This is a genomic window from Streptomyces hamibioticus (assembly GCF_047946815.1).
Lineage (GTDB): Bacteria > Actinomycetota > Actinomycetes > Streptomycetales > Streptomycetaceae > Streptomyces.
Window position 1 is genome coordinate 3,265,263 of record NZ_JBKKQY010000001.1, and the last position, 13,189, is coordinate 3,278,451.

The window sequence follows — 13,189 nt, forward strand, 5'->3', positions numbered from 1 at the left end:
GTGCTGCTCGGGGGTGGTGTATGGACCGCGTCCCGGCGACTTACCCTGGACGGGTGCCAAAGACGAAAAAGGCGAAGGACGGCAAGTCTGACAAGACTGCCAAGACGGCCAAGGCAGACGAATCGACCGAGACACGGGACGAGAAGGGTCTCGACTTCGCGCGCGCGTGGGTGGAGTTTCCGGATCCGGCGGACGACGAGCAGGTCTTCCGCTGCGATCTGACGTGGCTCACCTCGCGCTGGAACTGCATCTTCGGCAGCGGCTGCCAGGGCATTCAGGCGGGTCGCGCGGACGACGGGTGCTGCTCGCTCGGGGCCCATTTCTCCGACGAGGACGACGAGCGCAGGGTGGCCGGGCACGTGGCCCGGCTCACGCCGGACATCTGGCAGAACCACGCCGAGGGCACGCGGCACGGCTGGACCACCGAGGACGAGGAGGGCTCCCGGCAGACCCGCCCCCACCAGGGCTCGTGCATCTTCCAGAACCGGCCCGGCTTCTCCGGCGGCGCGGGCTGCTCGCTGCACATCCTGGCCCTGAAGGAGGGCCGCGAGCCGCTGGAGACCAAGCCGGACGTGTGCTGGCAGCTGCCGGTCCGGCGGACGTACGAGTGGATCGACCGGCCGGACGACACCCGCGTGCTCCAGGTGTCGATCGGTGAGTACGACCGCCGGGGCTGGGGTCCGGGCGGCCACGACCTGCACTGGTGGTGCACGTCGGCGACATCGGCGCACGGCGCCGGGGACCCGGTGTACGTCTCCTACCGGGCGGAGCTGACCGAGCTGATGGGCAAGGCCGGCTACGACCGGCTGGTCGAGCTGTGCGAGGAGCGGCTGGCCTCGCGGCTGCCGCTGCTGGCACCGCACCCCGCCGATCCGGTGGACTAGAACTCAGGGCCCCTGAGCCCGGGGGCCGGGGCCCGGGGTCCAAGGCCCAGGGCGCCCCCGGCCCGCTGGGGCTCCGGGGCACCAGACACCGGGCCCCCGGGACCCCGGGACTCCATGGCGTCTATGACGCGGGCGGGCTCGGGGCGTCGCTGTCGCCGGTGGGCGGTGTCGAGCCGGTCGAGCCGGTCGGGGCCGGCTCGGTGGGTGCGGGATCCGTGGGCGGCGGGGAGCTGGGCGTCTGGCTCGGGGTCGGGCCGGGGGGCGTCGAGGCCGAGGGGGTCGGGTCCGGGGCCGGGTGCGACGGGGGCGGGGAGCTGGGGCTGCCGGACGTGCCGGGCGCGGTGGGGCGGGGGTTCGACGGGCTGGGCGCGGTGCCGTAGCCCTCGATGGAGACGACGGCGCCGGCGGGTGAGACGGCCACCCGCGCGCTCCAGTGGCCGGACGGCTCGCGCAGGTGGTCCACGTACACCTTGATCGTCAACGTCTCGCCGGGATGGAGCGTTCCCGACGACTGGCTCAGGTAGAGCCAGGGGGCGCTCGTGGACGCGGACCAGCGCACCGCGGACCGGCCGCTCGCGGTGAGGGTGATGAGCGTGGTGTCGCCGCTGTGCCCGCCGGTCACCTCCAGATGACCGGCGCCCTTCGCACCGGCCCCCGTGACGCTGAGGACCTCGACCGAGACGTCGGCCTTGCCGTCCTCGCCGAAGCGGGTGCCGGGCGCGGTCGTGGCGTTGCCGGTGTTCTCGTAGCCGTCCAGGGCCTCGCCGTCCAGGCCGTCGGGGCCGTGCGCCTCGCTGGCGCTGGCCGCGCGGCCGTCCTCGCCGTCGCCGACCGGGGTGCCCCGGTAGGCCGCCCACAGGGCGAGCACGGGGGCGGCGACGACGGTGGCGACGACGGTGGTGGTGACGGCCCGCGCGCGGAGCCGGTCGCGCCGGGCCGCCCGGTCCTTGGGATCCATCGGGAAGCCGCGCCGGTCGAAGCGGGGCGCGGCGACACGCGCGCGAGGGAGGTGCGCCATGAGGACGTGCAGCGCCGCGCGGGGCGCCGGGAGGACCGGGAGCTCGGCGGGCGTGACGCTGGTGCCGGGCCAGCGGCCGGGGATGGCGCGCTCGGCGGTGCGGCGGCAGCGCGGGCAGTCGTCGACGTGCCGGACCAGTTCGCGGCGCAGGGCGGCGCTGAGCACCAGCCGGTCGTCGCCGGTGAGGCGGGCCACGCTCGGGCAGGTGCCGGTCTCCACGACGGCGAGGGCGGCACGGGTGCGCTCGACCTCGCAGGCGGCGGAGGCGAGCAGTTCCCGGGCGGCGGCCAGTTCCATGCCGAGGACGGCGGCGACCTCGTGCGCGGCCAGGTGGTGGCGCACGGCGAGTTCGAGTGCCTCGCGCTGCTCCGGGGTGGTGCCGGCCGCCTCCGGCCAGGCCAGCAGGGCCAGTTCGCGGCGGCGCTGCTCGCGGACCTCGTCGGGGACGGCCGGGTCGGCGGGCTGCGGGCCGGTGCGGCGGTGGGCGGCGGCGGGGCGGTCTGCGGTGGTGGGGCGGTCTGCGGTGGTGCGGCTCCCCGCGGTGTGGCTCCCGGTGGCCGGGTTCCCGGTGGTGCGGCCCGCCGCATGGCTGCCCGGACGTTTCTGCTTCGCCTCGGCCAGCTTGCGCAGGCATGCCCAGCGGGCCAGCGCGTACAGCCAGGCCCTGCGGTCCGCGGGGGCGTCGGGGCAGCGGTGGCCGCGGCGCTCGGCGAGCGCCAGGACGTCGCCCAGGGCGGCGGTCGCCGCGTCGTGGTCGCACAGCACGGAGAGGCAGTAGGTGAACAGGCCGTCCAGATAGGGCTCGTAGCGCGCGGGCGTTCGCTGCGCCACCGTGCGCGCCGCAGCGCGGTCACGCGCTTCCCGGTGCGCCCGGTGTGCGCCGGTCGTGCGGGTCGTGGTCTGCGGACTGCTGCTCATCACTCGGCGACCGTAGGGGGATATGGGTGGCGCGAACTGGCGCGATAGCCACTTTTAATCCGTACGGGTGAAACGATCCCTCAATAGGGGACAGGAGCCTTTCGTTCCGCCGGAGACCCCGGAGTCCGGGGCGGGCAGATGGCCGGTACCGGGTGGCGGATGGCCGGTACGGTGCCCTCGCGGGCCTGCGGGCGGCGCTGTCAGTGGCGGCGGCTACCGTTTCGGCATGGCTGCCCGTACGAAGACCACCAAGGACCGGCCGTCCTACCGCTGCACCGAGTGCGGCTGGCAGACGGCCAAGTGGCTCGGCCGCTGCCCCGAATGCCAGGCATGGGGGACGGTCGAGGAGTACGGCGCGCCCGCGGTCCGTACGACGACGCCGGGGCGCGTCACCACCTCCGCCCTGCCCATCGGCCAGGTCGACGGCCGCCAGGCCACCGCCCGCCCCACCGGTGTGCCCGAACTGGACCGGGTGCTCGGCGGCGGGCTGGTGCCCGGCGCCGTGGTGCTCCTCGCGGGCGAGCCCGGCGTCGGCAAGTCCACCCTGCTGCTGGACGTGGCGGCCAAGTCCGCGAGCGACGAGCACCGGACGCTGTACGTCACCGGCGAGGAGTCGGCGAGTCAGGTGCGGCTGCGCGCCGACCGGATCGGCGCCCTGGACGACCACCTCTACCTCGCCGCCGAGACCGACCTCGCCGCGGTGCTCGGCCACTTGGACGCGGTGAAGCCGTCCCTGCTGATCCTCGACTCGGTGCAGACGGTGGCCTCCCCCGAGATCGACGGTGCGCCCGGCGGCATGGCGCAGGTGCGGGAGGTGGCGGGCGCCCTGATCCGCGCCTCCAAGGAACGCGGCATGTCCACCCTCCTGGTGGGCCACGTCACCAAGGACGGCGCCATCGCCGGCCCGCGCCTCCTGGAGCACCTGGTGGACGTCGTCCTGCACTTCGAGGGCGACCGGCACGCCCGCCTCCGCCTGGTCCGCGGCGTCAAGAACCGCTACGGCGCCACCGACGAGGTCGGCTGCTTCGAACTGCACGACGAGGGCATCGTGGGCCTCGCCGATCCGAGCGGACTCTTCCTGACCCGGCGCGCCGAGCCGGTCCCGGGCACCTGCCTGACCGTCACCCTGGAGGGCCGCCGTCCGCTGGTGGCCGAGGTGCAGGCGCTCACGGTCGACTCGCAGATCCCCTCCCCCCGGCGGACCACGTCCGGCCTGGAGACGTCCAGGGTGTCGATGATGCTGGCCGTCCTGGAACAGCGCGGCCGCATCAGCGCCCTGGGCAAAAGGGACATCTACTCCGCCACGGTCGGCGGGGTGAAGCTGTCCGAGCCCGCCGCCGACCTGGCCGTGGCCCTCGCGCTGGCGAGCGCGGCCTCCGACACCCCGTTGCCGAAGAACCTCGTCGCGATCGGCGAGGTGGGCCTCGCGGGCGAGGTGAGACGGGTCACGGGCGTCCAGCGCAGGCTCGCCGAGGCGCACCGCCTGGGCTTCACACACGCCCTGGTGCCGGGCGATCCGGGCAAGGTGCCGTCCGGCATGAAGGTTCTGGAAGTCGCGGACATAGGGGACGCCCTGCGGGTCCTTCCGCGCTCCCGTCGCCGAGAGGCCCCACGGGAGGCGGAGGACCGCCGGTAGACTTTGCCCAGGTCTCGCCCGTCCGTACGACCGAGTGTGCGATACGGGAGCGCCCCAGAACCTGCGACCGGAGGAGTGCAGTGGCAGCCAACGACCGGGCAGCAGCTCCCGGAAAGTCCGGTGGGAGTGCCGGTTCCGATGGCCTGATGCGCGCCTCCCTGAGCGCCGTGGCTCCCGGCACGCCGCTGCGCGACGGACTGGAGCGCGTCCTTCGCGGCAACACCGGCGGTCTGATCGTGCTGGGCTCCGACAAGACCGTCGAGGCGATGTGCACGGGCGGCTTCGTGCTGGACGTCGAGTTCACCGCGACCCGGCTGCGCGAGCTGTGCAAGCTCGACGGCGGCATCGTGCTCTCCTCGGATCTGTCGAAGATCCTGCGGGCCGGTGTCCAGCTGGTGCCGGACCCGACGATCCCCACGGAGGAGACCGGCACCCGGCACCGCACGGCGGACCGCGTCAGCAAGCAGGTCGGCTTCCCCGTCGTCTCCGTGTCCCAGTCCATGCGGCTGATCGCCCTGTACGTCGACGGTCAGCGCCGCGTCCTGGAGGACTCCGCGGCGATCCTGTCCCGGGCCAATCAGGCCCTGGCCACCCTGGAGCGCTACAAGCTCCGGCTCGACGAGGTCGCGGGCACGCTGTCGGCACTGGAGATCGAGGACCTGGTCACCGTCCGGGACGTCTCCGCGGTCGCGCAGCGGCTGGAGATGGTGCGCCGTATCGCCACCGAGATCGCCGAGTACGTGGTGGAGCTGGGCACCGACGGGCGCCTGCTCGCCCTCCAGCTGGACGAGCTGATCGCCGGCGTGGAGCCGGAGCGCGAACTGGTGGTGCGGGACTACGTGCCCGAGCCGACCGCCAAGCGTTCCCGCACGGTGGACGAGGCGCTGGCCGAGCTGGACAAGCTCTCCCACGCGGAGCTGCTGGAACTGGCCACGGTGGCACGGGCGTTGGGGTACACGGGCTCGCCCGAGACGCTGGACTCGGCGGTCTCGCCGCGGGGCTTCCGGCTGCTGGCGAAGGTGCCGCGGCTGCCGGGGGCGATCATCGATCGGCTGGTGGAGCACTTCGGGGGGCTGCAGAAGCTGCTGGCCGCCAGCGTCGACGACCTCCAGACGGTGGACGGCGTCGGGGAGGCGCGGGCGCGGAGCGTGCGCGAGGGGCTGTCGCGGCTGGCGGAGTCCTCGATCCTGGAGCGGTACGTCTAGCCTCCCGCGGGGTGCCGCTTCGGACCGGTCGAGGCCGCGCTTTCCCGGAGGGCGCCCCGGCGTCCGGGGCCCGGGCCGGGCCCGCCACCGCGTCGGCCAGGCGTCAGTCGCTGTCCAGGACGAAGGACGTCTGCACCTTTGCGAAGCCCGGAGCCTTGGCCTCCACCAGGTACGTTCCCGCCTTGGCCGAGCCGGCCGGAGGCGTTCCGCACTCGGGGGCGCTCGGTTTGCGGTCCCACTTCACGGTGTAGGTGATGGCGCTGCCCGCGGGCACCCGGTACTGCAGGCTGCCGGAGCCCTTGGGGCAGTCGGCGGACGACCAGTAGGCGTCCTCGGCGCCCGCCTGAGTGATCGTCAGAACCGCACGCTTCGGGCCGAGATCGACCCTGCAGTCGCCGGTGGACGTGTTGCGCGCGGTCAGCTGGAAGGTGGGCGTCTGACCGGGGTCGTAGGTGTTGCGGACGCTGCGCAGGTTCAACTCGACCGCGTCGGCGGTGCAGTTGGGCAGCCCGGAACCGGCCGGCAGAGTGTCTCCGGCGCCGACCCCCGCGCCCGTACCGCCGTCGGAGCCGCCGCCCGCGCTGCCACCGGCACCGCCGCTCCCGCCGGAACCGGAACCGGAGCCGTCACCCGAGCCGTCACCGGAGCCGTTGCCGTTGCCGTCACCGGATCCTGATCCGGCGGAGTCCTCGTCGCCCGACTCGTCCCGCCCGCCCGGCGCTTGGCTGATCGCCGGGCCGGGACTGGAGGGTCCGGGAGTGATCGACGGGGCGGGATTCTTGCCGTCGGCGCCGTTGTCGTGGCCCGTGCCGCCGCCCCCGCCGCCCGCGGTCACGATCCACGTGATCAGCAGCGCCGACAGGGCTATCACGGACAGCAGTACGACCCTCCGACGCCAGTAGATGGAGGAGGGAAGCGGTCCAACCGGATTGCGCAGAGATCCCACGGCGCAAACTGTACGAGAGATCGGCGCGTTCGCCGTCCTCACCCGCCGTTCCGGGCCGCAACTTTTCCGGATCATCATCCCGGAAGCGACCGCGCATCCCTGACTTTCGTCAGGGGATCGACATGACGATCGCAGGGTGTGACCGTTCCGTGCCGAAGCCTACGGTCCGTGACCATGGACTTCGACGACACCGAGCTGTACCGCGACATCACCGGCCTCGCCCACGACACCCCCGCGTGGGTCCAACACACGGCGGAAACAGGCACGGAGGCCGGCATTCTGCTGTTCGCCGCACTGTTCGTCGCCGCCTGGTGGCGGGCGCGGCGCGACAGCGCCCATGCGTTCGCGATCGCGGTGGTTGCACCGCTGGCCACGGCCCTGGCGTACGTGTGCAGCGAACTGCTCAAGTCCGGCTTCGCGCAGGAGCGTCCGTGCCGGGCGGTCGCCGACGCCGCCGCCTCGCTGGCGGCCTGCCCGCCGCACGGCGACTGGTCCTTCCCCAGCAACCACGCCACGACCGCCGGTGCCTCGGCGGCCGGCCTGGTCCTGGTGCGGCGCGCGCTGGTCCTGCTGACCGCGCCGCTCGCGCTGCTGCTGGCCTTCTCCCGGGTATTCGTCGGCGTGCACTACCCGCACGACGTCGCCGCCGGGCTGCTGCTCGGCGCGGCCGTCGCCGTCATCGCCGTACGCCTGGCCACGCGTCCGGCGACCCGGCTGGCCGAGGCGATGCGCAGCTCGTCGGCACCCGCCGTGCGGTGGCTGACGGGGCCCGGCCCCCAGGCGGTGCGGGTCTCGTCGTACGCCGGCCACCGGCGCACGTGACGCCCGGCTCAGGGTTCCACCAGGCCCGCCTCGTACGCGACGATCGCCGCCTGCACCCGGTTGCGCACCTGAAGCCGGTCCAGGACCGCGCTGACGTACGCCTTCACCGTGCCCTCGACGAGGTGCAGCCGGGCGGCGATCTCCGGGTTGGACAGGCCGGCGCCGACCAGGCCGAGCACCTCGCGTTCGCGCGGGCTGAGCCGCGCCACGCGCGCGCGTGCCCGCTCCTCGCGGGCGAGCCGGCCGCCGCCTCCGGCCCGGCCCAGGTCCTCCACCACGTAGCGGGCCACCTTCGGGGAGAGGAAGGCGGCGCCGCCCGCCACCGCCCGTACGCCCGCCATCAGCTCGTAGGGGTCGCCGGACTTCAGCAGGAAGCCGGTGGCGCCGCCGGTCAGCGCGCGGGCCACGTAGGCCTGTTCGGAGAAGGTGGTCAGCATCGCGACCGCCGTGCCGGGGGCGGTGCGGGCGATCTCCTCGGCCGCCGCGAGGCCGTCCAGGCGGGGCATGCGGATGTCGAGCAGGGCGACGTCCGGGCGGTGGGCGTGGGCCAGTTCGACGGCCTCCCGGCCGTCTCCCGCCTCGGCGACGACCTCGCACTCCCCGCCGCTCGCCAGGATGGCGCGCACACCCGCGCGCACCATCGCCTCGTCGTCGGCCAGCAGTACGCGGATCACGGTGAGGGCTCCTCGGGTCGTCCGGTGGCCGGTCCGATGCGCGGGATCACGTCCTTGGCGGCCAGTCGTCCCGATCCGGTGTCGCAGCAGAGGCGGAAGTGGTCGACGGAGACCAGGAGTTCGCCGCTCGCGCGGTAGTAGTGGCAGTCCGTGCCCGGCGGCTTGGCCGGTGCGCGGTCGACGGGCGGGTCGCGGACCTCCCGGTCCGGCAGCACGCGGGCGACCTGCGCGGCCGGCATGCCGGGGCGCAGCTTCGCGTACGCGCTGGGGCTGAGGACCGAGTGCGTCTCCGTGTAGACGTACCAGGCGAAGGCGCCGCCGACCAGGACGACGCCCGCGCCGGCGGCGGCGCCGAGACCGAGGGCGACCCGGCGGCGGGCACGGGTGAAGGGCGCGGCGGGCGAGCGGGGGACGGCGTGGGCGGTCTGCTGGGTGGGCACGTGCGCACGCACGCGGAAGCCCGCTCCATGCGGGCCCGCCGTGAAGTCGCCGCCGACTGCGGTCACGGCGGCGCGCAGCCCGAGCAGGCCGGAACCGCCACGGGAGGGGGGACTCTCCTCGGTCGCCCGCCCGTTGGTGACGGTGACGGTGCTTCCCCGCGTGTTCCCGGTGAGCGTCACGGTCACGGGGGCGCCGGGTGCGTGGCGGGCGGCGTTGGTCAGGGCCTCGCGCACGACCCGGTGCAGCAGTCGTTCGGCGATGCCGCCGGGCTCCGGGGCGGGAGCGTCGGCGGCCGGCTGCCAGCGCACGGGCAGGCCCGACTCGGCCGCACGGGCGACGAGTTGCTGGATGCTCTCGCCCGCCGGGGACAGCGGGACGGGGTCGTCGTCCTCGCGCAGGACGCCGATGATGCGGTGCAGCCGGTCGGTGGCGTCGGCCGCGGCGGCGCGCAGGTCGGCGGCCGCGGCGCGGTGGTGGACGGCGAGGTCGGGGGCGACCTGGAGGGCGCCGGCGCGCAGGGCGATGAGGCTCAGTTCGTGACCGAGGGAGTCGTGCATGTCCTGGGCGATACGGGCCCGTTCGCGCAGCCGGGCGCGTTCCTCGGCGAGCCGCTGTTCGTCCTCCAGCCGTGCCGCGCGGAGCCAGCCGGCCTCGGCCAGGGCGCGGCTCTGCCGCCAGTAGCGTCCGCCGAGCCAGGGGAAGACACAGCCGAAGATCAGCGTGCCGGTCAGCACCATCAGCTCCGGGGCCGGGTCCATGCCGACGAGCGCGATGCGCGCGGCGCCGAGGCCGGCGGCCGCCGCGAAGCACACCACCGCGGGCCGGGCGCCGGGTGCGCGCAGGCCGAGCAGCAGGGCGAGGACGGCGAGGGCGGGGCCGTAGGCGACGGTGAACAGGGCAGGGGCGGTGGCCAGGCTCAGGGCGGCGGTGAGCGCGAAGGCGGTGAGCGGGCGCCGCCGGGCGAGGGCGGCGGAGACGGCGAGCACACCGAGGGCGGCCGGTTGCCACCGGCCGGCGTCCGGCTCGGTCAGCCCGAGCCGCTCGGCCGCGACCGCCGGGAGGGCCAGGGCTGCCCACAGCAGCGCACCCCTGACCACGCGCGCCGACCGGGCCGACCGTCCCGGTCCGCCCGAGGCGCTTGCACCGGCGGAGCGCGCCGTGTCCACCGGGCCGGCGTCACCGCCTGAGCCTGCGGGAGCGACCGGGTCGCCCGCACGGGCGGCAGGGGCACAGCCGACCGGGCCATCCGCACGGTCCCCAGGGGCGCAGCCGACCGGGCCATCCGCACGGTCCCCAGGGGCGCAGCCGACCGGGCCACCCGTACGCCCCCCAGGGGCGCAGCCGACCGGGGCGGCTTCACGGTCCCCAGGGGCGCAGCCGACCGGGCCACCCGTACGCCCCCCAGGGACGCAGCCGACCGGGGCGGCTTCACGGGCCGGGTCAGCCCGATCGGCCGGATCGGCGAGGTCGGCGAGGTCGGCGAGATCGGCCGGGTCAGCCGGGTCAGCCGGGTCAGCTAGGTCAGCCGGATCGGCCGGGTCAGCCGGGCCAGCCGGATCGGCCAGGTCAGCCGGACCCGCCAGGCCAGCCGGATCGGCCAGGTCAGCCGAATCCGCCACGCCAGCCGGATCCGCCAGGCCGGCCAGGTCGGGCAGGTCGGCTGAGGCGGGTTTGCCGGGCGTCCGTGTCGGGGCCGTGGGGTCGTTTCGGGCATTGGCGTCAGCGGGACCGGGCCTGTCTGGCCGCCGGGTGCGGTCGGCCGGATCCGCCCGGCCGGGCCGGCGGCGCCGGTGGTTCGCAGGGGCCTGGCCGGGGTGTTCCATGCGCCCGACGCTACAGGCGGGCGGCAGCCCCGCACCGCTGTCGATCGTCAGGTACCGAGACCTCCTCAGGGTGGCGGTGCGCCCGTGCGGGCGTCCTCCCGTGGCAGGATCGGAGGGTCATGACTGCGTCCACGAAGCCCACGCCCACCGGTTCCGTCCGCTCCGCCCCGGCGGCCCCCGCCGTCTCCGCGGCCCCCGCCGCCGCCACGCTGCACTCCCCCGTCATCGACTGGTTCGACGAGCACGCCCGCGACCTGCCCTGGCGGCGCCCGGAAGCGGGCGCGTGGGGTGTGATGGTCAGTGAGTTCATGCTCCAGCAGACGCCGGTCAACCGGGTCCTGCCGGTCTACGAGCAGTGGATGGCCCGCTGGCCGCGCCCCGCCGACCTCGCCCTGGAGGCCCCCGGCGAGGCCGTCCGCGCCTGGGGCCGGCTCGGCTATCCGCGCCGCGCCCTGCGGCTGCACGGCGCCGCCGCCGCCATAGCGGAACGGCACGGCGGCGACGTACCGGCCGACCACGCCCAGCTCCTCGCACTGCCCGGCATCGGCGAGTACACGGCCGCGGCCGTGGCCTCCTTCGCCTACGGCCAGCGGCACCCGGTACTGGACACCAACGTCCGCCGGGTCCTGGCGCGCGCCGTCACCGGAGTGCAGTACCCGCCGAACGCCACCACCGCGGCCGAACGCAAGCTGGCCCGCGCGCTGCTCCCGGAGGACGAGCCGACCGCCGCGCGCTGGGCCGCCGCCTCCATGGAACTGGGCGCGCTGGTCTGCACGGCCCGCAACGAGTCGTGCCACGCCTGCCCGATCGCCGCGCAGTGCGCCTGGCGGCTGGCGGGCAAGCCGGAGCACGACGGGCCGCCGCGCCGCGGCCAGACGTACGCGGGCACCGACCGGCAGGTGCGCGGCCGGCTGCTCGCCGTGCTGCGGGAGGCGCACGGGCCGGTACCGCAGGCGGCCCTGGACCGCGTGTGGCCGGAGCCGGTCCAGCGCGCCCGGGCCCTGGACGGCCTGGTCGCCGACGGCCTGGTCGAGCCGCTCGCCGACGGCCGGTACCGCCTGCCGCTGACCTGACCTGACCTGACCTGGCCTGGCCCGCGGAAGGGGAACGGGAACGGAAGGGGGCCGGGACACGGACCGTGCGTGGCGGGGACCGCTCACGGCGCGCGTACGGCCGCCCGGACACCGGCCCCCGCAGCCGGGCCCGGACCCGGACCGGCCCGTGCGGCCGTGCTCGTCTTCCTCGCCGGCCTGCCCTGCCCGCCTGCCCTCCCGGTGGGTCGGCCCGGGCCGGGCAGGGGGCGCCGCGGGCGCCCGCGGGGTCACGGCCGTACGCGGCTCCGTGACAGTCGGCCGTCCTCCGCCCCGCCGCCCGAATCGCCACCTATCAGCACCAACCGGCCCGCCCTCTCACCCCGCATCCACGGCCGTTACACAACCGACGGACAGCCGAGGGTTAGCCGCAGGCTGCCTCGCACAGTGCCGTGACAACGCTTCCCTACCTTCATTTCGTGCCCGCCGGATACGGCACGGCTGAGGACCAACGGGGAAAGGGGAGGCGATTCACCATGGCGCAGGTCGAGGTGCTCGAGTTCGAGGAGTACGTCCGCACTCGGCAGGACGCGCTGCTGCGCAGTGCCCGGCGCCTGGTCCCGGACCCCGTGGACGCCCAGGACCTGCTCCAGACGGCGCTGGCGCGGACGTACGGCCGCTGGGAGACCATCGAGGACAAGCGGCTGGCCGACGCCTACCTGCGACGGGTGATGATCAACACCCGGACGGAGTGGTGGCGGGCGCGCAAGCTGGAGGAGGTGCCCACCGAGCAGCTCCCGGACGCCTCGGTGGACGACGCCACCGAGCAGCACGCGGACCGCGCCCTGCTGATGGACGTCATGAAGGTGCTCGCCCCGAAGCAGCGCAGCGTCGTGGTGCTGCGACACTGGGAGCAGATGTCCACGGAGGAAACGGCCGCCGCCCTCGGCATGTCGGCCGGAACGGTCAAGAGCACGCTGCACCGGGCGCTCGCCCGGCTCCGCGAGGAGCTGGTCGCCCGCGATCTGGACGCACGCGCGCTGGAGCGTGAGGAGCGGGAGCGTTGCGCGGCCTGACCGGCGGCCGGGAGACCGGCCCCACCCGGGGCACCGGGAGCGACCGGAGCACCCGGAGCACCCGGAGCAACCGGGGTGGTTTCCAGGCGGCGAGCACGGCGGGGGCCGGGCTCGTCGCCCTCGGCCTCGTGGTCGCCGGCTGCGGCACCGGGGGCACCGGCGCCCGTGACGAGGGCCCGGCCCACGCCGAGGCGGTGACCGGCATCGACTCCTCCCCCCCGATCTCGCCGTCGAAGGTCTCCGACCGGGTGGACGCGGTCCGCCTGGTGCAGGGCGATCCGCGGGTCTCGGCAGAGGTGAAGCGCGAGCTGAAGCCGTGCGTCGGCGACGAGTACCCCGTCGACGTCAGTTACGGCGAGCTGACCGGCGGATCGGTGGAGGACGTCGTCGTCAACGTGCTGACCTGCGGTGACGCGGTCGGCGTTGGCAGCTACGTGTACCGCGAGACGGACGGCCGGTACGAGAATGTGTTCAAGGCCGAGGACCCCCCGGTCTACGCGGAGATCGACCGCGGCGACCTGGTGGTGACCAAGCAGGTGTACGAGGAGGGCGACCCGGTGGCGAGCCCGTCCGGCGAGCACGTGATCACCTACCGCTGGTCCGGGGACCGGTTCGACGAGCAGTACCGCACGCAGAACGACTACAGCAACGCCGCCGGGAACGTGCCCACGCCGGCCCCCGACAACTGACGGGGCGGAGACTGCCCGTGGACACG

Annotated in this window: 11 protein-coding genes; 7 read left to right on the plus strand and 4 right to left on the minus strand. The window is 74.9% G+C overall.

All coding sequences use genetic code 11. The annotated features are described in order from the left end of the window. The first annotated feature begins 53 nt into the window (after nt 1–53). Nucleotides 54–884: a DUF3109 family protein gene (locus tag ACLGIH_RS14625; protein WP_416525681.1), complete on the plus strand. Its 831-nt coding sequence runs from the start codon at nt 54–56 to the stop codon at nt 882–884. A gap of 121 nt (nt 885–1,005) precedes the next feature. Here ACLGIH_RS14625 and ACLGIH_RS14630 read toward each other — a convergent pair whose 3' ends face one another. Further along, entirely contained in the window at nt 1,006–2,820 is a 1,815-nt protein-coding gene (locus ACLGIH_RS14630) for a BACON domain-containing protein (RefSeq protein ID WP_416525682.1), read from the minus strand. Nucleotides 2,821–3,046: 226 nt separating this feature from the next. On the opposite strand from ACLGIH_RS14630, the gene radA reads away from it, so the two are divergent. Beyond that, nucleotides 3,047–4,456 carry a DNA repair protein RadA gene (gene radA / locus ACLGIH_RS14635; protein ID WP_416525683.1) on the plus strand — a complete coding sequence of 470 codons (1,410 nt, stop codon included), beginning with the start codon at nt 3,047–3,049 and terminating at the stop codon, nt 4,454–4,456. Between the two features lie 80 nt (nt 4,457–4,536). Then, the gene (disA, locus tag ACLGIH_RS14640) at nt 4,537–5,661 is read left to right on the plus strand and encodes a DNA integrity scanning diadenylate cyclase DisA (protein WP_416525684.1); all 1,125 of its coding nucleotides are present in this window, start codon (nt 4,537–4,539) and stop codon (nt 5,659–5,661) included. 103 nt (nt 5,662–5,764) lie between these two features. Here the strand turns inward: disA and ACLGIH_RS14645 are convergent, their stop codons facing one another. Next, nucleotides 5,765–6,607: a hypothetical protein gene (locus tag ACLGIH_RS14645; RefSeq protein WP_416525685.1), complete on the minus strand. Its 843-nt coding sequence runs from the start codon at nt 6,605–6,607 to the stop codon at nt 5,765–5,767. A gap of 174 nt (nt 6,608–6,781) precedes the next feature. Here ACLGIH_RS14645 and ACLGIH_RS14650 point away from each other — a divergent pair, with 174 nt between their 5' ends. Then, the gene (locus ACLGIH_RS14650) at nt 6,782–7,429 is read left to right on the plus strand and encodes a phosphatase PAP2 family protein (protein WP_416525686.1); all 648 of its coding nucleotides are present in this window, start codon (nt 6,782–6,784) and stop codon (nt 7,427–7,429) included. 8 nt (nt 7,430–7,437) lie between these two features. Here the strand turns inward: ACLGIH_RS14650 and ACLGIH_RS14655 are convergent, their stop codons facing one another. Further along, nucleotides 7,438–8,103, minus strand: a complete 666-nt coding sequence (locus ACLGIH_RS14655; RefSeq protein WP_416525687.1) for a response regulator transcription factor — start codon at nt 8,101–8,103, stop codon at nt 7,438–7,440. Further along, a complete protein-coding gene (locus ACLGIH_RS14660) occupies nt 8,100–9,641 on the minus strand; it encodes a sensor histidine kinase (protein WP_416525688.1) in 1,542 nt (513 codons plus the stop codon). The genes ACLGIH_RS14655 and ACLGIH_RS14660 overlap by 4 nt, the downstream gene beginning before the upstream one ends. Before the next feature lie 845 nt (nt 9,642–10,486). Here ACLGIH_RS14660 and ACLGIH_RS14665 point away from each other — a divergent pair. From ACLGIH_RS14665 to ACLGIH_RS14675, 3 genes are all read left to right on the plus strand, one after another. Continuing rightward, nucleotides 10,487–11,440: an HhH-GPD family protein gene (locus ACLGIH_RS14665; protein ID WP_416525689.1), complete on the plus strand. Its 954-nt coding sequence runs from the start codon at nt 10,487–10,489 to the stop codon at nt 11,438–11,440. Between the two features lie 494 nt (nt 11,441–11,934). Further along, nucleotides 11,935–12,474 (plus strand): SigE family RNA polymerase sigma factor, encoded by a 540-nt coding sequence (locus tag ACLGIH_RS14670; protein WP_416525690.1) that lies wholly within the window; start codon nt 11,935–11,937, stop codon nt 12,472–12,474. Further along, nucleotides 12,462–13,163: a hypothetical protein gene (locus ACLGIH_RS14675; RefSeq protein ID WP_416525691.1), complete on the plus strand. Its 702-nt coding sequence runs from the start codon at nt 12,462–12,464 to the stop codon at nt 13,161–13,163. Before ACLGIH_RS14670 ends, ACLGIH_RS14675 begins: the two co-directional genes overlap by 13 nt. The last annotated feature ends 26 nt before the right edge of the window (nt 13,164–13,189 follow it).

Bases quoted from the DNA above. Each gene is read 5' to 3' on its own strand.
- ACLGIH_RS14630 (WP_416525682.1), bottom strand. From the start codon at position 2,820: ATGAGCAGCAGTCCGCAGACCACGACCCGCACGACCGGCGCACACCGG.
- radA (WP_416525683.1), top strand. From the start codon at position 3,047: ATGGCTGCCCGTACGAAGACCACCAAGGACCGGCCGTCCTACCGCTGC.
- ACLGIH_RS14650 (WP_416525686.1), top strand. From the start codon at position 6,782: ATGGACTTCGACGACACCGAGCTGTACCGCGACATCACCGGCCTCGCC.
- ACLGIH_RS14665 (WP_416525689.1), top strand. From the start codon at position 10,487: ATGACTGCGTCCACGAAGCCCACGCCCACCGGTTCCGTCCGCTCCGCC.
- ACLGIH_RS14670 (WP_416525690.1), top strand. From the start codon at position 11,935: ATGGCGCAGGTCGAGGTGCTCGAGTTCGAGGAGTACGTCCGCACTCGG.